Annotated in this window: 14 protein-coding genes; 6 read left to right on the top strand and 8 right to left on the bottom strand. The window is 72.8% G+C overall.

Going from position 1 to position 25,477, the window contains the following annotated elements:
- Positions 1 to 42: 42 nt before the first annotated feature.
- From ACZ61C_RS09505 to ACZ61C_RS09530, 6 genes are all read right to left on the bottom strand, one after another.
- Complete coding sequence (locus tag ACZ61C_RS09505; protein WP_465304748.1) at positions 43 to 2,880, bottom strand: glycoside hydrolase family 2 TIM barrel-domain containing protein; 2,838 nt, start codon at positions 2,878 to 2,880, stop codon at positions 43 to 45.
- Positions 2,881 to 2,889: 9 nt separating this feature from the next.
- The gene (locus ACZ61C_RS09510) at positions 2,890 to 3,714 is read right to left on the bottom strand and encodes a carbohydrate ABC transporter permease (RefSeq protein ID WP_465304750.1); all 825 of its coding nucleotides are present in this window, start codon (positions 3,712 to 3,714) and stop codon (positions 2,890 to 2,892) included.
- Positions 3,711 to 4,649 carry a carbohydrate ABC transporter permease gene (locus ACZ61C_RS09515; RefSeq protein ID WP_465304752.1) on the bottom strand — a complete coding sequence of 313 codons (939 nt, stop codon included), beginning with the start codon at positions 4,647 to 4,649 and terminating at the stop codon, positions 3,711 to 3,713. Before ACZ61C_RS09515 ends, ACZ61C_RS09510 begins: the two co-directional genes overlap by 4 nt.
- The gene (locus ACZ61C_RS09520; RefSeq protein ID WP_465304754.1) at positions 4,649 to 5,923 is read right to left on the bottom strand and encodes an ABC transporter substrate-binding protein; all 1,275 of its coding nucleotides are present in this window, start codon (positions 5,921 to 5,923) and stop codon (positions 4,649 to 4,651) included. The genes ACZ61C_RS09515 and ACZ61C_RS09520 overlap by 1 nt, the downstream gene beginning before the upstream one ends.
- Before the next feature lie 91 nt (positions 5,924 to 6,014).
- Positions 6,015 to 7,019: a LacI family DNA-binding transcriptional regulator gene (locus ACZ61C_RS09525; protein WP_465304756.1), complete on the bottom strand. Its 1,005-nt coding sequence runs from the start codon at positions 7,017 to 7,019 to the stop codon at positions 6,015 to 6,017.
- Between the two features lie 101 nt (positions 7,020 to 7,120).
- Entirely contained in the window at positions 7,121 to 8,512 is a 1,392-nt protein-coding gene (locus ACZ61C_RS09530) for an amino acid permease (RefSeq protein ID WP_465304758.1), read from the bottom strand.
- Between the two features lie 160 nt (positions 8,513 to 8,672).
- Here ACZ61C_RS09530 and ACZ61C_RS09535 point away from each other — a divergent pair, with 160 nt between their 5' ends.
- Positions 8,673 to 9,578 carry a glutaminase gene (locus ACZ61C_RS09535; protein ID WP_465304760.1) on the top strand — a complete coding sequence of 302 codons (906 nt, stop codon included), beginning with the start codon at positions 8,673 to 8,675 and terminating at the stop codon, positions 9,576 to 9,578.
- A 1-nt stretch (position 9,579) separates the two neighbouring features.
- Here the strand turns inward: ACZ61C_RS09535 and ACZ61C_RS09540 are convergent, their stop codons facing one another.
- The gene (locus ACZ61C_RS09540) at positions 9,580 to 10,197 is read right to left on the bottom strand and encodes a helix-turn-helix transcriptional regulator (RefSeq protein WP_465304762.1); all 618 of its coding nucleotides are present in this window, start codon (positions 10,195 to 10,197) and stop codon (positions 9,580 to 9,582) included.
- Complete coding sequence (locus ACZ61C_RS09545) at positions 10,194 to 11,315, bottom strand: threonine synthase (RefSeq protein WP_465304764.1); 1,122 nt, start codon at positions 11,313 to 11,315, stop codon at positions 10,194 to 10,196. The genes ACZ61C_RS09540 and ACZ61C_RS09545 overlap by 4 nt, the downstream gene beginning before the upstream one ends.
- Before the next feature lie 793 nt (positions 11,316 to 12,108).
- Between ACZ61C_RS09545 and ACZ61C_RS09550 the strand changes: the two genes are divergently transcribed.
- Genes ACZ61C_RS09550 through ACZ61C_RS09570 form a run of 5 tightly spaced genes read left to right on the top strand, consistent with a single transcriptional unit; the run spans position 12,109 to position 25,462 of the window.
- Positions 12,109 to 18,846 (top strand): SDR family NAD(P)-dependent oxidoreductase, encoded by a 6,738-nt coding sequence (locus ACZ61C_RS09550; RefSeq protein WP_465304766.1) that lies wholly within the window; start codon positions 12,109 to 12,111, stop codon positions 18,844 to 18,846.
- A gap of 31 nt (positions 18,847 to 18,877) precedes the next feature.
- Positions 18,878 to 23,170 carry a beta-ketoacyl synthase N-terminal-like domain-containing protein gene (locus ACZ61C_RS09555; protein ID WP_465305617.1) on the top strand — a complete coding sequence of 1,431 codons (4,293 nt, stop codon included), beginning with the start codon at positions 18,878 to 18,880 and terminating at the stop codon, positions 23,168 to 23,170.
- Entirely contained in the window at positions 23,167 to 23,484 is a 318-nt protein-coding gene (locus ACZ61C_RS09560) for an acyl carrier protein (RefSeq protein WP_465304768.1), read from the top strand. Before ACZ61C_RS09555 ends, ACZ61C_RS09560 begins: the two co-directional genes overlap by 4 nt.
- A complete protein-coding gene (locus ACZ61C_RS09565) occupies positions 23,481 to 24,287 on the top strand; it encodes an alpha/beta fold hydrolase (RefSeq protein ID WP_465304770.1) in 807 nt (268 codons plus the stop codon). The genes ACZ61C_RS09560 and ACZ61C_RS09565 overlap by 4 nt, the downstream gene beginning before the upstream one ends.
- Positions 24,287 to 25,462, top strand: coding sequence for a glycosyltransferase (locus ACZ61C_RS09570; protein ID WP_465304772.1), 1,176 nt, complete (start codon positions 24,287 to 24,289; stop codon positions 25,460 to 25,462). Before ACZ61C_RS09565 ends, ACZ61C_RS09570 begins: the two co-directional genes overlap by 1 nt.
- Positions 25,463 to 25,477: the final 15 nt, after the last annotated feature.

The following is a 25,477-nucleotide window of genomic DNA, read 5'->3' on the forward strand; positions in this document are numbered from 1 at the left end:
CGTGGACCTCCACGACACCGCATGCGGGCCGCCGCGGGGGTCTCAATTTGCGACACCACCCGCCAGCGGCCGGAACCAGAGCGTGAACGACGTCTTCTGCGGCGCCAGCCGGTACCGCGGCAGCACCCCGGGCCCGCACGACGCCGACCCCAGCCCGTGCTGCGCGACGTCCAGCGTCACGTGGACCAGGTCTCCGGCCACCAGATCCGCCGTGTGCCGGGCCTCCTCCAGCTGGGCCGCCGTCCAGCGGCGGGCCGTGAAGTCGAACGTCGGGGCGCCGTCGACGCGGATGCCCGCGCCCGATGGGGTGGTCAGGCTCGCCCAGCGGGCAGCGGCCCGGTTGCCGTTCTCCTGCGGGTACACGTACGGCGTCTGCAGGCCGTCGACGCTGCTGGAGAACCGGCCGATGCGCGCCGCCTGGTGGCTGTCCGGGTACGCCTCGCCCGGGCCGCCGCCGAACCACTCGGCCGTGCCGAGCTCGCCCGGGACAGCCATCGTGACGCCCAGCCGGGGGAATGTCTCCGGCAGTGCGCCGTCCGGGGTCACGTCCACGGTGAGCCGCAGGCGGTCGGCGAACGCCGTCCACGTGTAGTCCGCGAACAGCCCGAACGGCTGCGCCGGCGGGGCGACGCGGGTGCGGACCACCAGCTCGTCGCCGTCGGCGTCGACCGAGATCACCCGGTGCTGCATCCGGTGCAGGCCGGCCGCCCGCCACCGCGACGCCACCGGCGGGCCGTCCGACTCGCCGCGGTCGTTGTCCGTCGTCGCGCGCCAGACGTCCAGGCGGGGACCCGTCACCGGGTGCCCGCCGAGCGTGCCCAGCACGCCGGTCGCCGGGTCGAACTCGCCGACGCCCAGGACGAGCCGTCCGGCCGTGCGGAACACGGGGCCGCGCGACGGGAGCGGCGGCGACGCCGGGGCCTCCGACACCGGCAGCTGCCCCCACCCGACGACGTGGCCCGCGGGCGCCCACGACGTCGCGGCCTTCAGCGACGCCGACACGGTCAGCCATGACTCGCCGGAGGTGGGCGGCAACGCGGGGAGCGGCACCGAAACGCTCTGTCCGGAGTGGACGACCGGGACGTCGAGAGTCCCCGAGGCGACCGCGGTCCCGGTTTCCTCGAACACCCAGGTGAAGGCGAGGTGCCCGGTCGTCGAGAAGTCGTAGTGGTTCGACACCCGGACACCGGCGAGATCGGCCGAGATCCGGACCGGTTCGATGATCTTCGCGTACTCGACCAGTCCCGGTGACGGCGTCCGGTCCGGGAACACCAGGCCGTCGATCACGAAGTTGCCGTCGTGGATCGGCTCGCCGAAGTCCCCGCCGTAGGCGAAACCGGCCGAAGTGGACAGACCGTGGTCGATCCACTCCCAGACGAACCCGCCCTGGCAGTTCGGGTACCGCTCGAACAGTTCGCGGTACTCCAGCAGCCCGCCCGGGCCGTTGCCCATCGCGTGCCCGTACTCGCAGAGCAGGAACGGCAGGTCACGGCGCCGCTCGTTCTCGTCGTCACGCTCGCCGATCCGGGCGACCTCGGCGTGCGTCGCGTACATCCTGCTGTGGACGTCCACAGAGGAACAGTCGTGGTCACCCTCGTAGTGCACCGGCCGGGTCGGGTCCCGGTGCCGCACCCACTCCGCCATCCGCGCCAGGTTCTCGCCGGTGTGGCTCTCGTTGCCCAGGGACCAGAGGATCACGCTGGGCCGGTTCTTGTCCCGCTCCACCGTGCGCCGCATCCGGTCGAGGTAGGCGTCCGCCCACATCGGCTCCGAGCTCGGGTTGCGGTCCCAGCCCAGCGGCCCGAAGCCGTGGGTTTCGAGGTCGCACTCGTCGACCACCCAGAGGCCGTGTTCGTCGCACAGCTCGAGGAACTCCGGGTCCGGCGGGTAGTGGCTGGTCCGGACGGCGTTGACGTTGTGCCGCTTCATGAGCAGGACATCGGCGAGCGCGGTCTCGGGGGAGACGACCCGGCCGGTCCGCGGGTCGTGCTCGTGCCGGTTCACCCCGCGCAGCAGCAGGCGCCGCCCGTTGACCTTCAGCTGACCGTCCTCGATGGACACTGTCCGGAAGCCGATCCGCACCGGCACCCGTTCGGCCACAGTGGACAGCGTGCCGTCGTACAGCCGCGGCGACTCCGCACTCCACGGCGAAACCGGCAGCTCCAGCGGTTCACCTGCCGGATGCCCGGTGACGCCCAGCGAAGGGATGTCCAGCAAGACGTCCGGGCCGGTTTCGACGCGGACCGTGCCCAGGCCGGTGGTGTGGTCGTAGTCCGCGCGGACCCCGTAGTCGCCGATCCCGCCGGCGGGCCGGGCGAGCAGCGTCACGGACCGGAAGATCCCGGACAGCCACCACATGTCCTGGTCCTCGAGGTAGCTCCCGGCCGACCACTGGTGGACGCGCACCACCAGCACGTTCCCGGTCGGCCGCAGCAGGGCGCCCACCTCGAACTCCGACGGCAGCCGGCTGCCCTTCGTGACGCCGAGCTCGGTGCCGTTGAGCCAGATCCGGCCGCACGAGTCGATCCCGTCGAAGCGCAGCAGCGCGGACCCCGTGGGCCAGGACGCGGGCAGGTCGAACCGCAGCCGGTGGTCCCCGGTCGGGTTCTCCGACGGCACGTGCGGCGGATCGACCGGGAACGGGTAGTGCACGTTGGTGTAGGCGGGTTTGCCGTGGCCGTGCAGCTGCCACAGTGACGGCACCGGCAGCTCGTCCCACGTGGAGTCGTCCGCTTCGACCGGGTCGGGGGCGGCCGCAGGGCCGGCCGAAAGCCGGAACCGCCACACGCCGTCCAGCACCAGCGAGGGGGCGTCGGAGGTGAAGGCCGCGCGCGGGGGCACCGAACCGTGGCCGGGGCCCGGGTCTTCGACGTACGACATGGAGTCCTTTCAGCCCTTGAGGGCGCCGGCGGCGATGTTGCGGACGAAGTGGCGGGCGCCGAAGGCGAACACGACCAGCAGCGGCACGATCGCCACCAGTGTTCCCGCCATGACGACGCTGTAGTCCTTGACGTACAGGCTGTTCAGCTGGGAGAGCGCGACCTGGAGCGTCACGTGGTTCGCGTCGATCAGCACGACCAGCGGCCACAGGTAGTCGTTCCAGGCGTTGACGAAGGTGAAGATGCCGAGGAACGCCAACGCCGGGCGGAGCACCGGCAGCGCGACCGTCAGGTACGTCCGGAAGAACCCGCAGCCGTCGATCCGGGCCGCTTCCAGCAGCTCGTCCGGGATGGCGCTCTGCGCGTACTGCCGCATCCAGAAGATGCCGAACGCGTTGGCCGCGGCCGGGATGATCAGCGCCTTGAGGTCGCCGACCCAGCCGAGGTGCGCCATGACCGTGAACTGCGGGATCGCCGACAGCTGGGTCGGCACGACGAACGTCGCGAGCACCACGCCGAACAGCACCGAGCTGCCGGGGAAGCGGTACTTGGCGAAGGTGAACGCGGCCAGCGAGTCGAAGAACAGCACCAGCAGGGTCGTCACGACCGCGACGACCAGGGTGTTGAGCAGCGACCCGAAGAAGTCGATCTTCGCGAAGACCTGCCCGATGTTGTGGAAGAGCTCGCCGCCGAACGTCCACGTCGGCGGGGACGAGTAGATGTCGGCCGTGGTGTTGGACGCCATCACCACGAGCCAGTAGTAGGGGAACAGCGTGACGAGCGCGCCTACAGTCAGCGCGACGTAGGTGACGATCCGGCCGGTCCTGCCGCTCATCGGCCCGCCTTCAGGAAGCCGGGGCGCTGGACCAGCCGCCAGTTGAGGATCGCGAACAGCACCACCACGACGAAGATGCCCCACGCGATCGCCGCGCCGTAGCCGAAGTCGTTGTTCACGAAGGCGTTGTCGTAGAAGTACAGCACCATGGTCATGCCCGCCTCGTCCGGTCCGCCGCGGTTGCCGAGCAGGATCTGCGACTCGGTGAAGATCTGCAGCCCGCTGATCGCGGACATCACCACGGAGAACAGCAGCACCGGACGCAGCAGCGGCAGCGTGATGCGGAAGAACGTCCGCACCGGTCCGGCGCCGTCGACGCGGGCGGCCTCGTAGACGTCGGCGGGCAGCGCCTGCAGCCCGGCCAGGAAGATGATCGCGTTGTACCCCACCCACCGCCAGACGATCATGACCGAGATCGCGACGCGGATCGCCCACGGGTCGGTCAGCCACGGCACCGGGTCGACCCCGAGCAGGCCCAGGAACCAGTTGAGGATGCCGAACTCGCTGCTGAAGATCGAGCCGAACACCAGCGACATCGCCACGATCGAGGTCACGTTCGGCAGGAAGTAGGCGATCCGGAACACCCCCTTGAACCGGATCGACGAGTGCAGTCCGACGGCGATGAGCAGGGCCAGCGCGGTCATCGGGATCGTCGACATCACCCAGATGACCAGGGTGTTCCCGATCGAGTCCCAGAACGTCGGGTCGCTGACCAGGAACTCGAAGTTGCCCAGGCCGACGAACTTCATCGGCCCGACGCCGTCCCAGCGCTGCAGCGCGAGGTAGAGCGAGTACAGCACCGGGTAGAGGCCGAACACGGCGAAGAGCACGAAGAACGGCGCGATCGCCAGGTACTGCGGGAGGTGGCGCCGGCGCTTCGAGCGCGGGGGAGTCTTGACGCGCGCCGGTGCGGCGGGACGCGTGAGCGTGGCCATCAGAGCACCCCCTGCCGGGTCAGCAGCCGCTCGACGCCGCGGCGGGCGTCGTCCCAGGCGCGGCCGGGGTCCTTGCCGGCGAGCTCGACGTTGGTGAGCTCGTCGGTGTAGGTGTCGCTGATCGAGATGTCCCACGGGCTGAAGTAGGCGGGCCGCACCTCGCGGGCGGCCTGGCCGAGCACGGCCATGGTCGCCTGGCCGCCGAAGAACGGCTCCGGCGCGAGCAGCCGCGGGTCGGCGAACGCGTCGGGACCGGTCGGGAAGAGGCCGGCCTCCAGGTAGGACCGCGGCTGGTTCTCCGGGGACAGCATCCAGCGGATGACCTCGAACGCCTGGTCCGGGCGCGGGCAGTACTTCGTGACAGCGAGGAACGAGCCGCCCTGGTTGCCCGCGCCGCCGGGCGCGCGGCAGACCCGCCACTTCCCGGCCGTGCCCGGCGCCGACTTCTTGAGCTCGCCGACGATCCACGACGCGTTGACGAAGCTGAGCTCCTTGCCGGAGTTCCAGGCGGCGTGCCGCTCGACGGAGGTGCCGGGGTCCTGCGAGCCGGCGTACCCCGCGGTCAGCCCGAAGCGGAACGCGGTGAGCGCGCGGTCCCAGGCGCGGCGGACCTGCGGCGCGTCACCGAGGTAGGTGTTGTCGCGCGTGAAGTACTTCTGCGGCTCCTGCGCCATCGAGTACGTGTAGACGGTCTTCGTGTCGGTGATCAGGTGCCGGCCCGGCAGCTTCTCCTGCAGGCGGCGGCCGAAGTCGAAGTACGCGTCCCACGTCGGCACCGCGGCGGCGACGTCGTCGGGCTCGCTCGGGAAGCCGGCCTGGGTGAACAGGTCGTGCCGGTAGTAGAGGGCGGCCGGTCCGACGTCGATCGGGAAGCCGAGCTGGAAGCCGTCCGGGGCCGTGCCGGCCTGCCACTTCCACGGCAGGTACCGGTCCTTGACGGCATCCGCGCCGAGGTCGCGCAGGTCGGCGAAGTGCGCGCTATCGGCGAAGTACGTCGCGATGTCGTCGCCGAGCATCGTGATGTCGGGCAGGTACGCCTTGCCCGACAGGGCGGCCAGCAGCCGCTGCTTGAGCTGGCCGCTCACCTGGGACGGGTAGAGGTCGGCGAACCGCTTGCCCGCATCGGCGACGACGGAGTCGGCCAGCCCGCCGCTGGTGTACCAGAGCGTGAGCTTGCCGGGGTTGGCGGTGGTCGGGCTCGTGCAGGCGGCGGAGCCGAGCGCCGCCACGCCCAGTCCCGCCGCGGTCAGGAAGCTTCGTCGAGTCAGCGTCATCGAGGACCCTCCGGGCAGTGCCCGTGAACGCTCCCGTGAACGTTCACGGATTGCCCGGGAGTGTGCTGCGCTGCGGCACCGGTGTCAAGGATCAGGCGGATTCGCGCAGGTGGAGCCCGGCGCGGACGATCAGCTCGGCGGGTTCGAGCGGCTCGGCCCCGGTCACGAGCCGGGCCGCCTGGTCGACGGCCAGCGCGCCGAGCGCGCGCGTGTCGATCGCGACGCTGGAGAGCTCGGGGTCGACGAGCGTGCCCAGCGCGAGGCCGTCGAACCCGATCACCGCGAGGTCGGCGGGCACCCGCAGGCCGTAGCGGCGGGCTTCGCGCAGCGCGCCGATGGCGATCACGTCGTTGAAGGCGAAGACGGCGGTGACGTCGGGGTGCGCGGCCAGCAGCGTGGCGAGGGCCGCGCCCCCGCCGTCGACGGTCTGCGCCGCGCGCGCGATCCACCCGGGCGCGACGGTGATGCCTTCCGCGGCGGCGGCCCGGAGGAACCAGGTCTGCCGGATGCTCGGCTCGGGACGGCCGTCGTGGTCGAGCATCCCGATCCGCCGGTGCCCACGCGAGACGAGGTGGGCGACGGCCTCGCGGATGCCGTCCTCGCCGTCGATCGTGATGCCGCTGAACCGCGGGGTGTGCGGCTCGCGGCCGATGAGCACGACGGGGACGCCGGGGGTGAACCGGTCGAGGTCCTCGTCGGACCGGCTGAAGTAGCCGACGACCGCGTCGACCTGCGCGCCGATCACGCGGAGCGTGGCGAGCTCCTGCTCGGCGTCGTCGGCGGTGTCGTAGACGACGACGTGCCAGCCGCGGGACCGGGCCGCCTCCAGCGTGCCGGAGGCGACCTCGGTGAAGAACGGGTTGAGCAGGTCGGGCACCACCAGCCCGATCGTGGTCGTGTCCGGCCGGACCAGGCCGCGGGCGAAGCGGCTCGGCCGGTACCCGAGCTCCCGGGCGGCGTCGAGCACCCGCTGCTTGGTCGAGCCGTCGATCTCGGCCTTGTCGTTCAGCGCGCGCGACACGGTCTGCCGCGAGACCCCGGCCGAGCGGGCGACGTCGTGGATCGTCACCCGCCGGGGTGCCGTGCTCGAAGACACCGCCCACCTCCTGTCCGGAGGTCGAGTATGCCCGCCGGAAAGCGTGAAGGCCTCCTCGAGGCTCGGGGTTGCGCTCGAGGAGGCCTTCACCCGCCCGGCCGCTACTCGACCGGGACGCGTTCGCGGCGCTTCGAGATGACCCGCCAGCCGACCGCGAGCACCACGGCCAGCACCGGGATCGAGTAGAACGCGATCTTCTCCGCGCCGTCGGAGAAGCCCATCAGGACCACCACCAGGGCCAGGAACCCGAGGGTCGCCCAGCCGGAGTATGGGGCCCACGGCATGCGGTACGACGGCCGTTCCAGCTCGCCGCGCAGGGCGGCCTGGCGCAGCCGCATCTGGCAGAAGATCAGCGTCGCCCAGGTCGTGATCACGCCGAGCGACGCGACCGCGATGGCGATGTCGAACGCGTCCTTCGGCACCAGGTAGTTCAGCACCACGCCGAGCAGGTAGGCGATCGAGGTGAACAGGATGCCGCCGTAGGGGACCTGCCGGCTGCTCATCCGGCCGACGAACGACGGCGCCTCGCCCTTGTCGGCCAGCGAGCGCAGGATCCGGCCGGTCGAGTAGAGCCCGGAGTTGACGCTCGAGAGCGCCGCGGTGAGCACCACCGCGTTCATCACGTCGCCGATGCCCGGGATGCCCAGGCGCGAGAACACCGTGACGAACGGGCTCTCGTCCCCGTTGTAGAACGGCCAGGGCAGCAGCATCGCCAGCAGCAGCACGGACCCGACGTAGAACACGCCGATCCGCCACACCACACCGTTGATCGCCTTCGGCAGCACCTTGCGGGCGTCCTTGGTCTCGCCGGCCGCGATGCCGACGACCTCGATCGCCGAGTAGGCGAAGATGACCGCCTGCAGCGTCATCAGCGCGATGCCGATGCCCGCCGGGAAGAATCCACTGTGGTCGGTCAGGTTGTGCACGCCGGCCGGCGTGCCGCCGATGTTCGCGCTGGTGAACACCAGGCCGAGCGCGGTGACCAGGAAGACGACGATGGCCAGCACCTTGACCACCGAGAACCAGAACTCCAGCTCGCCGAACAGCTTCACCGAAAGCAGGTTCACCGCCAGCAGCACCCCGAGGGCGACCAGCGCGGTGATCCACTGCGGCACGTCCGGCAGCCACTTGTGCACGTAGATCGCGACCGCGGTGATCTCCGCGATCCCGGTCATCGCCCAGTTCACCCAGTACATCCACCCGGACGCGAAGCCGGCCCACGGCCCGATGAACTTCCGGGCGTAGGTGACGAAGCTGCCCGAGCTGGGCTCGTGCAGGACGAGCTCACCCAGCGCCCGCATCACGAAGTAGGCGGCCACCCCGCAGATCGCGTAGGAGAGAACCAGCGACGGGCCGACCTGGTGGAGCTTGCCGCCGGCGCCGAGGAAGAGCCCGACGCCGATCGCGCCGCCGATGGCGATCATCTGCACTTGGCGGTTGCCCAGCGCTTTCGAGTAGCTTTCACCTTTTTCGGTGAGCAGCGAGGAATCCATGGTTCACGGACGCTAGAGGTTGTGCGGCAAGTCACCAAGCGCGCTAAGGAAGACTTAAGGTGTGCGGGAGATCACTGGGGGAGTTCTCCCAGTATTTCCCGGTTTCGAGTTGACAAGGGCCGCCGCTCATCCGGGATGGACGGCCTTCTACGCTACGGCCGTGGACCTCGCGGCGCTGCTGGACCGGATCGCCGGCGAAGTCGCGCCCGAGATCGGCCGCGGCGCCGTCGCGGACTACATCCCCGCCCTGGCGCGGGTCGAGCCGCGGCGGTTCGGCATGGCGGTGGCCGAAGTGGACGGTGGCCTGCACGGCGTCGGCGACTGGGAGCGCCCGTTCTCGGTGCAGAGCATGTCGAAGGTGTTCACCCTGGCGTTGGTGCTCGCCCGCGGTGACGGCGTGTGGACGCGGGTCGGCCGCGAGCCCTCGGGCGACCCGTTCAACTCGCTGGTGCAGCTGGAACACGAGGACGGCATCCCGCGCAACCCGTTCATCAACGCGGGCGCGCTGGTGGTCACCGACGAGCTGGCGCGGCAAGGTGACGCCGTCGATGCGCTGCTCGCCTTCCTGCGCGAAGAGTCCGGCCGGCCGGACATCGGCGTCGACCCGGAGGTCGCCGAGTCGGAGGCCGGCCACGCCGACCGCAACCGCGCGCTCGCCTACTTCATGGCCTCCTACGGCAACATGCGGCACGCGGTGCCCGAGGTGCTCGACCAGTACGTCCGCCAGTGCTCGATCGCGATGAGCTGCGCGGACGTCGCCCGCTCGGCGCTGTTCCTGGCCCGCCACGGCATCCGCAACGACGGCACCCGGCTGCTCGGCCTCAGCGCGGCCAAGCGGATCAACGCCGTGATGCTGACCTGCGGCACCTACGACGCGGCGGGCGAGTTCGCCTACCGGGTCGGCCTGCCCGGCAAGAGCGGCGTCGGCGGCGGCATCCTCGCGGTGGTGCCGGGCCGGTGCGCGGTCTGCGTGTGGAGCCCCGGCCTGGACGCACGCGGCAACTCCGTCGCCGGAGTGTCCGCATTGGACCGGTTCACGACGCTGACCGGCTGGTCGGTCTTCTGAGTCAGCGCAGGTAGTTGTAGACGCTCGCCCGGGAGATCCCGAGCAGGTCGGTCAGGGCCGGGACGGCGTTCTTCAGCTCCAGGAACCCGCGCTCCTTCAACAACCGGACCAGGTCCTTCTTGCCCGGCGCCGGCAGGCTGCGCGGGGTGTGGCCGCGCTCGGTCGCGTAGTCCTCGACCAGGGCGCGCAGCTCGTCGCCGGTCCGGGCCTGCAGGGACTCGGCCAGCGGGGCCGGCGCGTCGGTGCGGGTGAGGCGGGTCAGGGCGTGCGCGGCCGAGCCCAGCAGGGAGACGTCGAGGTTGAGGCACAGGGCCGCGACGTACTCGCCGCCGGAGTTGCGGATGCCGATCGACGTGCTCTTCGCCGGCCGCCCGTCGGGGAAGCGGTTCGGGTAGTTCTGGAGCACGTCCGGGAACCCCGGGTCGGCGATCCGGGCCAGGCCGAGCTCGGTCGCCGGGTCGCCGACGGCGCGCCCGGACAGCCCGCCTTCGATCGCGCGCACGGCGTGGGCGGGGTCGCGCAGGTCGTGCAGCACGACCTCGCACAACCCGGGGAACATCCGGCCGACCGCCTGGGCGATCTTCTCCGCTTCCCGCAGCAGCAGCTCATCCTCGGTCATCCGATCAGCTCCCGCAGCCGGTCGGGCGCCTTCAGCCCGGAGCCGGTGAGCACGACGACCGTGGTCTCGCCGGGCCGGATCGCCCCGCGGTCCCGGAAGACGTCGATCGCCGCGGCGGCGGTCGCGCTGGTCGGCTCCGCGTAGAGACCGAGGGACGCGAGCCGGCGCGCGGCCGCGGCGATGGCGTCCTCGGGGATCGCCGCGGTGTCACCCCCCGACCGCCGGATCGCGGCGACCACCTCGGGCAGCCGGACCGGATGGCGGATGGCGGTGCCTTCGGCGACGGTCGGGGCGAACGGCGGCGGCTGCCGGTCGTGGAAGGCGGCGTCGACCGGGGAGCAGTTCCGCGGCTGCGCGACGAGCAGGCGTGGCCGCCGGGTGATCGAGCCCGCCGCCAGGAGCTCGCCGAACCCGAGGTCGCAGCCGAGGACGATGCTGCCCGCGCCGGCGACCGTGACGACGGCGTCCGGTGGGCGGAACCCGAGGTCCTCCCACAGCTCGTAGGCGAGGGTCTTGGTGCCCTGCAGGAAGAACGGGTGCCAGTTGTGGCTGGCGTAGGTCGTGCGGGCCGACCGGCGGACGGCTTCGGCGGCGGTGTCGTCGCGCGTGCCGGGCACCAGTTCGACCGTCGCGCCGTACGCGCGGGTCTGGAGGACCTTTGCGGGTGACGTCCCTTCGGGTGCCAGCACAGTCGCCGCGATCCCGGCCGCGGCGCTGTAGGCGGCGACCGACGAGCCTCCGTTGCCAGAGCTGTCCTCCAGCAGCTCCCGCACACCGGCGCCGGCGAGCGCCGACACCATGACGCTCGACCCGCGGTCCTTGAAGCTGCCGGTCGGGCCGAACCACTCGAGCTTGAACCGGACCTCGGTGCCGCCCCAGACCTGGGGGACCAGCGGGGTGCAGCCCTCGCCGAGCGAGACCGGGCGCAGGTCACCGGGCAGTGCCGCGCGGTAGCGCCAGAGGGAGCGGACGCCGGTCTCGACGTCACCCGGGCCCAGGCCGCCCAGCGGGGCGACGGTCAGCGGCGCGCCGTCGTCGCCGCGCCAGCTCAGCGGGTCGCCCGGGTAACGCGTCCCCGAACGCTCGTCGGTGTACCAGTACTCCACGACCACCTCCACGGCTGGACAACGTGTCCAAGTATAGACAGTACGTCTAATGTTACCGACAGGTACGCGAAACGGTTTCAGCTTCCCGGCCGGAAAATTTGTCACATCCGGCGGAGATTTCGACGGCGGAGGGCTCATCACCGCGGCCGGAGATACCGATGGTGCCCGGGTGAATACGCGCCGTCGTTCGCGCCGGTCCGGCCGGGGGTCTGCAGTCGGCAGACGGCGTGTCGGGGGCGTGGTGGATCGTGTGAGCACGTGAAACCCGGCTGCGCGGGGAATCCACAGTGGACTCACCGGGGTGGTGGGACCGGCAGCGCCGATTCCGGCACTCTGCTTTCGGCTGTGGGTAAAAGTGCCGTGCGAATCGTCTTCGCGCAATAAGGAAAACTGTTCCGGCGCGTGTCGGCAGAAGAACCGGATAACGTCGTCAATTTTACCTGCACGACACTTTCCGGCGGCCTCGGGGAAACAGTGGACCCGACGGACGGTGTGGTCCGGTGTGGCCAGCCGGACTGCGTCCACCGGGTGAGAAGGCTTGCCCCCATCCGGTGGTGTGTGCCCGGCGGATCGCAGGTACCGCACGGCCCGGCGGCCGCTTGACCAGTGTCCAAGAGTTGTGGCGGGGCTGCGCCATGCCGGGGTACATGACGTACACGTTAAATTCTTGCGTCTCCACGCTGGTCCGTCGCGCATTTTCTGAACAACTCCGACGAAATCGTGGTGGGTTGTTGACGGAACCGGGTGAACCCGCTTAAGTACACCCCGTTACTCCGTCACCCTTTCGTGCATAGCGGGAGTTCCCATGCGTGTCTCGAAAGACGACTGCGCAGCGGTCGTCGCAGTGTCACCACTGCGGTGGCCGTCGGCGCGCGGGGTCGCGGCCGCCGCGCGCGGGGGCGGGCTCGGTGTGCTCGACCTGACCGGTCCGGCAGCTGCGGCCACCGACGAGCTCACGCTGCTGGGGGAGTGGGGAATCCCGGCTTTCGGCGTCCGGCTCACGCGCCCGCCCGCCGACCTGCCCGACGCCGTGACCACCGTGGTGCTGACGGAAGACTCGCCGTGCAGGGCGCACGACTTTCCCGGCCGGCAGGTGCTTACCGAAGTCTCCAGCCGTGCCGCGGCCACGCGGGCGCTCGACGGCGGCGCGCACGGGCTGATCGCGCGCGGTCACGAATGCGGCGGCCGGACGGGTGAGCTGAGCACGTTCGTGTTGCTGCAAGCCCTGCTCGACACCGCGCCGGGCGTTCCCGTCTGGGCGGCGGGCGGCATCGGGCCGCACACCGCCGCGGCCGCGGTCGCCGGCGGGGCCGCCGGGGTTCTCGTCGACACCCAGCTCGCCCTGCTGCCGGAAGCCGAACTGCCGTCGACGCTCACCAGCGGCCTTTCCGGTCTCGACGGGTCCGAAACGACCGTCGTCGACGGCGTCCGGGTGCTCGCGCGGCGAGGCAGTGAACCGGTCGAAGCCGGTCAGGACGTCTTCCTGGCCACGCGGTTCCGCGACCGCTGGGGCACGGTGACCGCGGCGGTCCGCGGCCTGGCCGACGCCATCGGCGACGCGCTGCGCGCCGAGACCCCGGTGCTCGGCCCGGGCAGCGCGGGCAGCCGCGCGCTCGGCACCGCGGTGCCGGTCGCGCAGGGGCCGATGACCCGGGTCAGCGACCAGCCCGCGTTCGCGGCCGCGGTCGCCGAAGGCGGCGCGCTGCCGTTCATCGCGCTGGCCCTGTCCGGCCCGGCCCAGACCCGTGACGTGCTGGAGAAGACCCGCGACGCCCTCGCTGGCGCTCCCTGGGGTGTCGGTGTGCTCGGTTTCGCCGCCGAAGACGTCAAGGCCGCGCAGCTCGAGGTGATCCGCGAGCTGCGGCCGTCCCACGCGATCATCGCCGGTGGCCGCCCGGCCCAGGCCGCGGCGCTCGAGGACGCGGGGATCTCGACCTTCCTCCACGTGCCCTCACCCGGACTGCTGAAACAGTTCCTCCAAGCCGGGGCGCGCAAGTTCGTCTTCGAAGGGTCGGAATGCGGCGGTCACGTCGGCCCGCGCACGAGCTTCCCGTTGTGGGAGGCCCAGCTCGGGGTCCTGGCCGACTTCCTCGCCGTGACACCGGGCGCGGCCGCGGACCTGCAGCTGCTGTTCGCGGGCGGCGTCCACGACGAGCGCTCGGCGGCGATGGTGGCCGCCCTCGCCGTCCCGGTCGCCGCGCGGGGCGCCGCCGTCGGGGTGCTGATGGGCACGGCGTACCTGTTCACTCGCGAGGCCGTCGACGCGGGCGCCGTGCTCGGCCGGTTCCAGCGCGAGCTGCTCGGCGCCGAGCACACCGACCTGCTCGAAACCGCGCCCGGGCACGCCACCCGGTGCGTGCGCAGCCCGTTCACCGAGGAGTACGCGGTGATCAAGGCGGACCTCGCCGAGCGGGGCGTGCCGAGCCGCGAAGCCTGGGAGCAGCTGGAAACCCTCAACGTCGGCCGGCTCCGCCTGGCCAGCAAGGGCATCGAGCGGGTCGGCGCCGAGCTGCGCGACGTCGGGGAAGACCGGCAGTTCGCCGAAGGCATGTTCATGGCGGGCGAGGTCGCCGTGCTGCGCGACGCGGTCACGACGATCGCCGACCTGCACCACGCCGTCGGCGAGGGTGCCAACGCGTTCCTGCGTGCCCGGGCCGCCGAATTCGGCGTGACCACCCCGGAACCGCCCGCTCCCGCCCCGCTCGACGTCGCGATCGTCGGCATGGCCTGCATGTTCCCGCAGGCGCCCGACCTGGCCACCTTCTGGGCGAACGTCCTGGCCGGCGCCGACGCCGTCACCGAGGTCCCGCCGGAGCGCTGGGACACCGAGCTGTACTACGACGCGGCCGGCCAGGGTGAGAAGACTCCGTCGCGCTGGGGCGGGTTCCTCCCGGAGATCGGCTTCGACCCGCTGAAGTACGGCATCCCGCCGTCGTCGCTGGCCAGCATCGAACCCGTGCAGCTGCTGGCGCTGGAAGCGGCGCACCGCGCGCTGGCCGACGCGGGGTACACCGACCGCGCGTTCGACCGCGCCCGGACCTCGGTGGTGTTCGGCGCCGAGGCGGGCAGCGACCTGTCCAACGCGATGACCCTGCGCTCGGTGCTGCCGTCCTATGTGGGCGAACTGCCGTCCGAACTGGACGAACGGCTGCCGCGGATCACCGAGGACTCCTTCCCCGGCGTGCTCGCGAACGTCATCGCCGGGCGGATCGCCAACCGCCTCGACCTGGGCGGTGCGAACTACACGGTGGACGCCGCGTGCGCGTCGTCGCTGACCGCCGTCGACGTCGCCTGCAAGGAGCTGACCGCGGGCACCAGCGACCTCGTCCTCTGCGGTGGCGCTGACCTGCACAACGGCATCAACGACTACCTCCTGTTCGCCTCGGCGCACGCCCTGTCTCCGACCGGGCGTTCGGCGACGTTCGACAGCGCCGCGGACGGCATCGCCCTCGGCGAAGGGGTCGCGTGCGTCGCGCTGAAACGCCTCGCCGACGCCGAACGAGACGGCGACCGCGTGTACGCGGTGATCAAGGGGGTCGGCGCGGCCTCCGACGGCCGCGCGCTCGGCCTCACCGCGCCGCGGCCGGAGGGCCAGCACACCGCGCTCAGCCGCGCCTACCGCAACGCGGGCATCTCGCCCGCGCGCGTCGGGCTGGTCGAGGCGCACGGCACCGGCACCGTGGTCGGCGACCGGACCGAGCTGGGCACGCTCACGAAGGTGTTCACCGAGGCCGGCGCCGCGCCGGGCGGGTGCACGATCGGGTCGGTCAAGTCGCAGATCGGGCACACCAAGTGTGCCGCGGGCCTCGCCGGGCTGATCAAGACGGCGCTGGCGCTGCACACCGCCGTCAAGCCGCCGACGCTTCATCTCTCGGCGCCGAACGCGGCCTGGGACGCGTCGAGCAGCCCGTTCGTGTTCCAGACCGCCGCGCAGCCGTGGGCCGCGCCGGCCACGGAGCGGATCGCCGGGGTGAGCGCGTTCGGCTTCGGTGGCACCAACTTCCACGTGGTGCTCGGCGCCCACAGCAGTGTGCCCCCGGCGCAGACGGCCCACGAATGGCCCGCCGAACTGTTCCCCTTCGCGACCGACGCGGCAGCCCGGGACCTGTTGTCCCTGGTGGACGACGTGCCGGCCGGGAAGCAGCCGTGGCGCCTGCGGGACCTCGCGTTGAGCGCGTCCCGGCGGGCCGAGGCCGCCGGAAAGGTGCGGCTCGCCGTCGTCGCGTCCACTGTGGACGAGCTCGCCGGACTGCTGCGGCAGGCCCTGGCCGGGCAGGACGTGTCCGGGGTGTACCGCGCCGGGGACGAAGAACCCGGTGAGGTCGCGGTGCTGTTCCCCGGCCAGGGCAGCCAGCGGCCCGGCATGTTCGCCGAGCTGTTCGTCGCCTTCCCCGAGCTGCAGCGGTACCTGCGCCTGGACCCGGTGACCGCCGACGTCGTCTTCGGCCCCGCGGTGTTCGGTGAGGCGGCCCGGCAGGCCGCCGCCGAGCGCGTCACCGACACCCGCGTCGCCCAGCCCGCGCTCGGCCTCGCCGGGCTGGCCGCATTCCGGCTGCTGACCCGCGCCGGCGTGCGGCCCGCGATGGTCGGCGGGCACAGCTACGGCGAGCTGACGGCGCTGGCCGCGGCGGGCGCCTTCACCCCCGAAGCGTTGATGCTGGCCAGCCACGCGCGGGCCGGGGCGATCTTCGACGCGGTGCCCGCCGGGGACCCCGGGGCGATGGCGGCGGTCTCGGCGTCCGCCGCGGACGTGAGCGCGGTCCTCACCGCCACCACGGTTGTCCTGGCCAACCACAACTCACCCCGGCAGACGGTGGTCTCCGGGCCCACCGCCGACGTCGAAGCGGCGATCGCGCAGCTCCGCGCGGCCGGGCTCGGCGCAAAACGGATTTCGGTCGCGTGCGCGTTCCACAGTCCGCTGGTCGCTCCGGCGGGCGCGGCTTTCGGGAAAGCCCTGGAGGCGATCGGCGTCGTGCGGCCCGCCGTCCCGGTGTACGGCAACCGGACCGCCGGGCCCTACCCGGCGGACCCGGACGAGGTCCGCGGTGAGCTGGCCGCGCAGGTCGGCTCGCCGGTGCGGTTCGTCGAGCAGGTCGAGGCGATGTACGCGGCCGGCGCGCGGGTGTTCGTCGAAGCCGGACCGGGCGCGGTGCTCGCGCGGCAGGTCGACGCGATCCTCGGGGACCGTCCGCACCGGACGGTCGGGTTCGAACAGCCGGGCCGCCGCGGTGTGCCGGGCTTCCTCGGCACGCTCGCGCAGCTGGCCGTCGCCGGGGTGCGCGTCGAGACGGGGTGGCTGTTCCGCGGTCGCGACGCGGTCGACGCAAGCACGGCCCCGCGGCCGAACCGTCCCGGCTGGACGGTCGACGGCCACCTCCTGCGCACGGCGGACGGCACGATCCCCGCGGGGGCGCTGCGCCCGGCCGAGCGGCTGTCGGCGGTGCCGGCCACGACGTCGGCCGAGCCCGTTTCGTCGGAGGCGATGGTCGCCGACTTCCTCCGCACCAGCCGGGAGATGATCGCCGCGCAGCGGGACGTCTTGCTCGGGTTCTTCGGCAGCGACGCGCCGGTTCAGCTGCCACAGCCGGTCCCGGTGGCCGAGGTGCTTCCGGCGGTCGTCCCGGCGGCGCCGGTCGAGCGGCCGGTGCTGGAGACGATCGTCGCGGTGATCGGGGAGCGCACCGGTTACCCGGTGGACATGATCGAGCCGGACCTGGACCTCGAAGCCGACTTGAGCATCGACTCGATCAAGCGCGCCGAGATCGCCGGTGAGCTGGCCACGGTCCTGGGGCTCGCCGGGGGAGACGTCGAGGAGTTCGCCAAGGCCCGCACGGCGGCGGCGATCGCGGAGCTGATCGGAGACCAGCGCTCGACCGTGGCCGTGGCTGTCCCTGACGCACCGAAGCCCATGTCGGTGCTCGAGACGATCATCGAGGTGATCGGCGAGCGGACCGGGTATCCCGCGGACATGATCGAACCCGACCTCGATCTGGAAGCCGACTTGAGCATCGACTCGATCAAGCGCGCCGAGATCGCGGGCGAGCTGACGGTCCGCCTGGGTGCAGGAGAGGCCGAGGAGCTGGCGAAGGCCCGGACGGCTGCCGGGATCGCCGAACTGCTGGACGCCGGACCCGCAAGAACGCCCGTGAAGCAGTCCGGCCCGGAGCCGGTGATCATCGCACCCCGGCGGTACGTGATGACCGAGTTCGACCTCGCTCCGGCCGGAGAGCCGGACATCGCCGGCCGCCGTTTCCTCGTGCTCGGCGCCGGTCCGTTCGCCGACGCCGTCCACAGTGCACTGACCGCCCGCGGGGCCGAAGCCGAGATCGGCGACGACGTCCGGCCCGGCTTCGACGGCTACCTGCACGTTCCCGACGGTGACGCCGTCCTGCCCGGAGCGTTCCCGCTCTACCAGGCCGCGCTGGCTCAGGGCCCGAAGTGGCTGCTGACCGCCGGCCCGGCCGAGGGCCTCCGCGGCTTCTACCGCAGCGTCGCCCGCGAATACCCGGACACGCTCGCGCGGGTCGTCGAAGGCGCGGACGCCGCCGCCTTCGTCGCCGAGCTGTCCACTGTGGACCACGAACCCGTGGTGATCAGGGAAGGCGTCGATCGGCGCGGGCTGAAACCCGGCGAGGAAGGACTCGGCCTGCTGGGCAGCAGCGGCGCCGGACCGGCGGGGGACGGCGTGGCCGAAGCGGCCGCGATCGGCCTCGACCGCGACTCCGTCGTCCTGCTCGTCGGCGGAGCCAAGGGCATCACCGCCCGGTTCGCCGCGACGCTGGCCGCCGCCACCCGCTGCCGCGTCGAGCTGCTCGGCCGGACCCCGGTGCCGCCGCCGGAAGACGAGTACCCGCACGCGAAAGACCCCAAGGAGCTGCGCGCGGCCCTGATCGCGAGCGGGCTGAAGAGCCCGGCCGAGATCGAACGGACCCTCCGCCGGATCACCTCCGAACGCGAGGTCCGCCAGACCCTGCGCAAGCTGGGAAACCTCGGCAGCCCGGCGCGCTACCAGTCCGTCGACATGCTCGACGCCGAAGCCGTGCACCGCGCGGTCAAGGAGATCCACGCCGAGCACGGCCGCCTCGACGGCATCGTCTACGCGGCCGGGGTCATCGAGGACAAGCTCGTCGCCGAGAAGACGCCGGAGTCGTTCACGCGGGTCTACGGCACGAAGGTCGACGGCGCCCGGACCCTGCTCGAAGCAACCGCCGACCTGCCGGAGGAGCCGAAGTTCGTGGTGCTGTTCGGCAGCATCGCCGCGACGCTCGGCAACCGCGGGCAGTCGGACTACGCCGCCGCCAACGACGCCCTCGAAACGCTCGGCCACCGCTGGTCCGCCGGGCGCGCGGTGACCGTCCACTGGGGACCGTGGGCGCCCACCGGCGACCACGACGGCATGGTGACGCCCGAGCTGATGCGCGAGTACGCCCGCCGCGGCATCGCGCTGATCGACCCGGAGGAAGGCACCCTCGGCCTGCTGCGCGAGCTGGCGTGGGGCCGCCCCGAGACCGCCGCCGTCGTCCACACCGCGTCGGGCTGGTGAGCCGATGCCGGACCCCGTGGCGATCGTCGGGATGTCGGTGCTGCTGCCCGGCGCCCCGGACCTGACGGCCTACTGGCGCAACCTCGTCGGCGGTGTCGACGCGATCACCGAGGTGCCGGCGGGCAAGTGGGACGGCGCGCACTACGCGCCGGACGCCGACCCGCGGGCCGACCGGCTCTACTGCCGGCGCGGCGGGTTCGTCGACGAACTGGCCGAAGTGGACGTCACCGGGTTCGGGATCATGCCGAACTCCGTGCCCGCCACCGAACCCGACCAGCTGATCGCGCTGCGTGTCGCCGCCCAGGCCGTCGCGGACGCGGGCGGCCCCGACCGGCTGCCCGCGGACCGCGCGAAGGTCGGGGTCGTGCTCGGCCGCGGCGGGTACCTGACCCCCGGGCTGGTGCGCCTCGACCAGCGCGTCCGCACCGCGAGCCAGCTCGTCCGCACCCTCGGCGAGCTGGTGCCCGACCTCGACCCGGCCCGTCTCGACGCGGTCCGCGAGGCCTTCACCGACCAGCTCGGACCGGAGGCGCCGGAGTCTGCGATCGGGCTGGTGCCCAACCTGGCCGCGTCACGGCTGGCCAACCGGCTCGACCTGCGCGGCCCGGCGTACACAGTGGACGCCGCCTGCGCGTCTTCGCTGATCGCCGTCGACCACGCCGTGCGGGAGCTCGCCACCGGTCGCTGCGACGTGGTGCTCGCGGGCGGGGTGCACCACTGCCACGACATCACGTTCTGGAGCGTGTTCACCCAGCTCGGCGCGCTCTCGCCGTCCGAGCGCATCCGGCCCTTCCACCGCGACGCCGACGGGGTGCTGATCGGGGAGGGCACCGGCGTGGTCGTCCTCAAGCGGCTGGCCGACGCCGAACGGGACGGCGACCGCGTCTACGCCGTGGTCACCGGCACCGGCATCGCCTCCGACGGCCGGACCGCGAGCCTGGCCAACCCGGACTCCGGCGGCCAGGTCCGCGCGGTGCGCCAGGCGTGGGCGGCGGCGAACCTCGACCCGGCCGCCCCGGACTCGCTGGGCCTGCTGGAGGCGCACGGCACGGCGACCCCGGCGGGGGACGCGGCCGAGCTCGCGACCCTGGCGGAGGTGTTCGGCACCGCGGGCACCGCCGTCCTCGGCTCGGTGAAGTCGATGATCGGCCACACGATGCCCGCGGCCGGGATCGCCGGGCTGGTCAAGGCGGCGCTGGCCGTGCACCACGGTGTCCTGCTGCCCACGTTGCACTGCGACGACCCGCACCCCGCGCTCGCGAAGACCCGGTTCTCCCCAGTGGACGAAGCCCAGCCGTGGGACGCGGCGGTGCGCCGCGCCGGGGTCAACGCGTTCGGCTTCGGCGGGATCAACGCCCACGTCGTGCTGGAGCAGGCGCCGGACCGCCCGGCCCCGGCCGTGGTGGTCCAGGAGCCGGAACGGGTGCTGCGGCTGGCCGCCCGCTCGGTCGAGGGCCTGCGTGACCTGCTCGACCGGCCCGCCCCGCGCACGACCGGCGACGGCCCGGTCCGCCTCGGGGTGGTCGACCCGACCGAGAAACGGCTCGCGCTCGCCCGGAAGGCCGTCGCCCGCGGCCGGGCCTGGCGCGGCCGCAACGACGTCTGGTTCGCCGACCGCCCGCTGCTCGGACCGGGCGGCGGGAAGCTCGCCTTCGTGTTCCCCGGCCTGGAGTCGGAGCTGACGCTCAACTGCGGGGACGTCGCGAGCCACTTCGGGCTTCCCTGGCAGCACGCCGAGGTCGAGGTCGGGGACGTCGGCCGGCAGGGCGCCGCGGTGTTCGAGCTGGGCCGGCTGCTGCACACCGCGCTCGGCCGGCTGGGTGTCGAACCGGACGCCGTCGCCGGGCACAGCCTGGGCGAGTGGACGGCGATGGCCGCCGCCGGCGTGTACGCCGGTGCGGAGGTCGACACGTTCCTCGCCGGGTTCGACCCGGACAGCCTGGTGGTCCCCGGTCTCGCCTTCGCCGCGGTCGGCGCCCCCGCGCCCCGGGTGCTCGAAGAGCTGGCCGGACGCGCGGATGTGGTGCTCTCGCACGACAACTCGCCCCACCAGGCCATGGTCTGCGGCCCGGCGGCGGCGGTCGAGGAGCTCGTCACGCGGTTCCGGGACGCGGGGATCGTCGCGCACGTGCTGCCGTTCCGGTCCGGGTTCCACACCCCGATGCTGCGGCCGTACCTGGACCCGATCCGCGACGCGGCGGCCCGCTTCACCCTGCACCCGCCGGTCCGGCCGCTCTGGTCGGCGACCACGGTGTCGGAGTACCCGGCCGCCGAGGCGGACGTCCGCGAGCTGTTCGTGCGGCACCTGCTGGAGCCGGTGCGGTTCCGGCCGCTCGTCCGGGCGTTGCACACCGCCGGGTTCCGGGCGTTCGTCCAGGTCGGCGCCGGGCAGCTCGGCTCCCTGGTCGGCGACACGCTCCACGGCGAGGACCACCTCGTCGTGGCGGCCCACTCGGCGCAGCGCCCCGGCCTCGCGCAGCTGCGCCGGGTCGCGACCGCGTTGTGGGCCGACGGCCTCGACATCGACTTCACCCGCCTGCCCGAGGAAGGCCGCGCGACCGCCCACAAGGCCGTCAAGCTCGACCTGGGAGGCCGGCTGATCTCCCTGGACGGCGCCGTGCGCGCGCGGCTGGCCCTGCCGGCCGCCGGAAAGTCCACAGTGGACGACCTGGCTGGGCGAGGCCCGCTGGCCCAGGAGCTCGCCGCGCTGTTGAACGACACCGCCGAGCTGGCCGCGACAGTGCTCACCGGCCGGCCCGAGCTTTCACGTGAAAGCTCGGGCCGGAGCTTTCACGTGAAAGCTCCGGTCAGGCTCGACGCGACCCTCGAAGTTTCGGTCGAAAGCATGCCCTACCTGCTCGACCACTGCTTCTTCAAGCAGCCGCCGCAGGCCGACCCGGGTGACCGCTGGCCGGTGGTGCCGGCCACCACGGTGATCGACCACCTCATGGGCTTCGCCGAGCAGGCCGCGCCCGGCCGGCGCGCGGTCGCCGTGCACGACGTCCGGCTGACCCAGTGGATCACCGCGGTTCCCGCCGTCAGCGTGCCGGTGCGGGTCGAGCCGCAGGGCGCCGACCGGGTGCTCGCCGCGCTGGTCGACTACTCGCAGGCGGTCGTGGAGCTGGCCCCGGCGTATCCGGCCGACGCGCCCGCGCCGTGGCGGTTCCCGGCGTCGGCGGAGCAGGCTCCGGAGACGACCGCGGCCGAGCTGTACGCCGACCGCTGGATGTTCCACGGCCCGCGCTTCCAGGGGGTCACCGAGCTGACCGCCGTCGGCGAACACCATGTGCGCGCGGTCCTGACGACTCCCGCCGCGCCCGGCGCGTTGCTCGACAACGTCGGCCAGGTGCTCGGTTTCTGGATCATGTCCCGGCTGCCGGAGCGCACGACCGTCTTCCCGGTCGGCATGCGCGAGATCCGCTTCCACGGCCCGCACCCGGCGCCGGGGGAGCGGCTGGAGTGCCTGGTCAAGATCACCGGGCTGACCGAGGAGTTCCTCGACGCCGACATGCAGCTCGTCCACGAGGGACAGGTCTGGGCCACCTTCACCGGCTGGCGCGACCGGCGCTTCGACAGCACCCGCGAGATCCGCCAGGCCGACCGGACCCCCGAGCGCTCGACGCTGTCGAAGCAGCAGCCGGGTGGTTGGGCACTGGTGCACGAGGGCTGGCCGGACCTGGCCACCCGCGAGCTGATCATGCGCAACTACCTGGCCGGCGCCGAGCGCGACGCCTACACCGCGCGCCCGCCCCGGGGCCGCCGGCAGTGGCTGCTCGGCCGGATCGCGGCCAAGGACGCCGTCCGCCAGTTCCTCTGGGCCCGCGGTGAGCCCGAGATGTTCCCGGCCGAGCTGCGCATCGGCAACGACGACGCGGGCCGTCCACACGCGACCGGCGCGTACGGCCGCGAGCTGCCCGAGCTGACGATTTCGGTGGCGCACAAGGCGGAAGCCGGGGTGGCGATCGCCCGGTTCGGCCCGTGCGGCATCGACGTCGAAGAGGTCGTGCCGCGCACCGGGTCCACTGTGGACGCCGCGCTCGGCGCGGGGGAGCAGGAGCTGTTCGCGAGCCTGCCCGGGGACCCCGAACGCTGGTTCGCCCGATTCTGGACCGCCAAGGAAGCCGTCGCGAAGCTGCTCGGCACCGGCCTGCGCGGTGAGCCCCGCGACTTCCAGGTCGTCGCGGCCACCGTGGACGAGCTCACCGTCCGCGCCGCCGGGCGCACCCACCGGGTGTGCTGTGCCGACCTCGGGAACCCGCCCGGCGCGCCGCCGCGCCAGTACGTCGTCGCCTGGACCGAAGAGCCGAAGGAGACCGGGGAATGAGCGTCGAGACCACCACCGGCCACGAAACGACCGCCGAGGCGTCCGTGCTGGCGCAGCTGAGCGGGATGCTGCGCGAGCTGCTCGAGGAGTACGGCCTCGACGACACGGAGATCACGATGGACACCACCTTCCACGACGACCTCGAGCTGGAGAGCGTCGACCTGGTGGCGCTGTCCGGGCAGCTGCGCGAGCACTACGGCGACCGGGTCAACTTCGCGACGTTCATCGCCGAACGCGACCTCGACGAGATCATCGCGCTGACCGTCGGCGAGCTGGTCCGGTACACCGTCGCTTCGCTGCGGGAGACGGCGTGAGCCGGATCCGCGCGGGCGAGCTGGACGTGCACGTCCAGCGGCTGACGCCGGACGTGCCGCTCGACGGCGACGCGCCGGTCGTCGTGTGTGTGCACGGCCTGCTCACCGACAGCCTGGCCAGCTACTACTTCACCCTCGGCCCGGCCTTCGCCGAGCGTGGGCTCGACGTCCTGATGTACGACCTGCGCGGGCACGGGCGCACGACGCGGCCCGAGTCCGGTTACCACCTCGAGCGGTTCGTCGACGACCTCGTCGCGGTCCTCGACGCCTGCGAGGTCACCCGGCCGGTGCACGTCGTCGGCAACTCGTTCGGCGCGTCGGTGGCCTTCGGGCTGGCCGCGGCCCGGCCCGACCGGGTGGCGAGCGTCGTCGTGATCGAAGGCGAGCCGCCGACGGCGGAGTGGACGGGCCACATGGCCGACGGCCTGGCCGACGCGAAGACCCGGCTGGCCATCGACGAGGTGATCGGCTGGATCGCGGACAACCACGGCGCGCACACCGCCCGGCTGTCGAAGGCGGCGAACCGGATCCTGCAGACCACGACGATCGCCGAGGACATCCCGCGCAGCTCGACCATCGCCGCGGACCTCTCGACGGTCCACTGCCCGGTGTTCGCGATCTTCGGCGGTGACTCCGGCCTCGCCGCGCAGGTGCCCCACTTCGAGACGCACCTGGACCGCTGCCGCTGCGTCGTGCTGCCCGACCAGGGGCACTCGGTGCTGGTCGAACGGACCGCCGAGACGATCGAGCTGGTCTTCGGGTGGGTCCGGGACACCTCGCGCGCGCCGGCCCGGGTGCGGTAGTGGCCCGGTTCCTGTTCGTCGTCCCGCCGCTGGTCGGGCACGTGAACCCGGCCGTCGGCGTGGCGGGCGAGCTCACCGCGCGCGGGCACGAGGTCGCCTGGGCCGGGCACGACGAGCTGTTGTGGCAGCTGGCCGGTCCCGATGCGCTCGTCTTCTCCTGCGCGACGCCGCGGGACGCGCCATCGCGGCCGGCGGAGCTCAAGGGCCCGGCCGCGCTCCGGTTCCTGTGGGAAGACTTCCTCGTCCCCCTGGCCGACTCGATGGCGTCCGGCGTGGCCGCGGCGATCGACGCGTTCGCCCCGCACGTGGTGGTCGCCGACCAGCAGGCGCTGGCCGGCGGGCTGCTGGCCGAGGCGCGCGGCCTGCCGTGGGTCACGTCGGCGACGACGTCGGCCGAGCTGGTCGACCCGCTGGCCGGCCTGCCGAAGGTCGCCGAGTGGGTCGCCTCGCTGCTTGACGGGTTGCGGGCGCGCGTCGCGGGCGGCCGCGGTTCGGCCGACCCGCGGTTCTCCCCGCACGGCGTCCTGGCGTTCACCACCCGCGAGCTGCTCGGCGCGGCGCCGCCGCCGGGGGTTCGGCTGGTCGGGCCGGCGCTCGGCGCGCGTCCGTCCACAACGGACTTCCCGTGGGACTGGCTCGACCCGCTCCGGCCGGCCGTGCTGGTGTCCCTCGGCACGGCGAACACCTCGGCGGGGACCCGGTTCCTGACCGCGGCGGCGGAGGCGTTCGCCGGGCTGCCCGCCCGCGCCGTGCTCGTCGACCCGGGCGAGGCGCTCGGGCCGGTGCCGCCGAACGTCCTGGTGCGCCCGCGCGTCCCGCAGCTGGCCCTGCTGCCGCGGGTGGACGCGGTGCTCTGCCACGCGGGGCACAACACGGTGTGCGAGACGCTGTGGCACGGCCTGCCGCTGGTGGTCGCCCCGATCCGCGACGACCAGCCGATCGTGGCGGCCCAGGTGGTCGCGGCGGGCGCGGGAGTGCGGCTGCGCTTCGGCCGCGCCGACGCGGGCAAGATCGCCGAGGCCGTGTCAGAAGTCCTGACTGAACCTTCGTACCGGCGGGCCGCCGAGGCGGTGGCCGCGTCGTTCCGCGCGGCGGGCGGAAGCGTGGCGGCCGCAGGCCATCTGGAGCAGCTCGCGCTGGAAAGCCTGGCGCACCTGAGCCCCGGAAAGTCCTGATTCACTTCGAAAAAT

Source organism: Amycolatopsis sp. NPDC104587 (genome assembly GCF_055583645.1).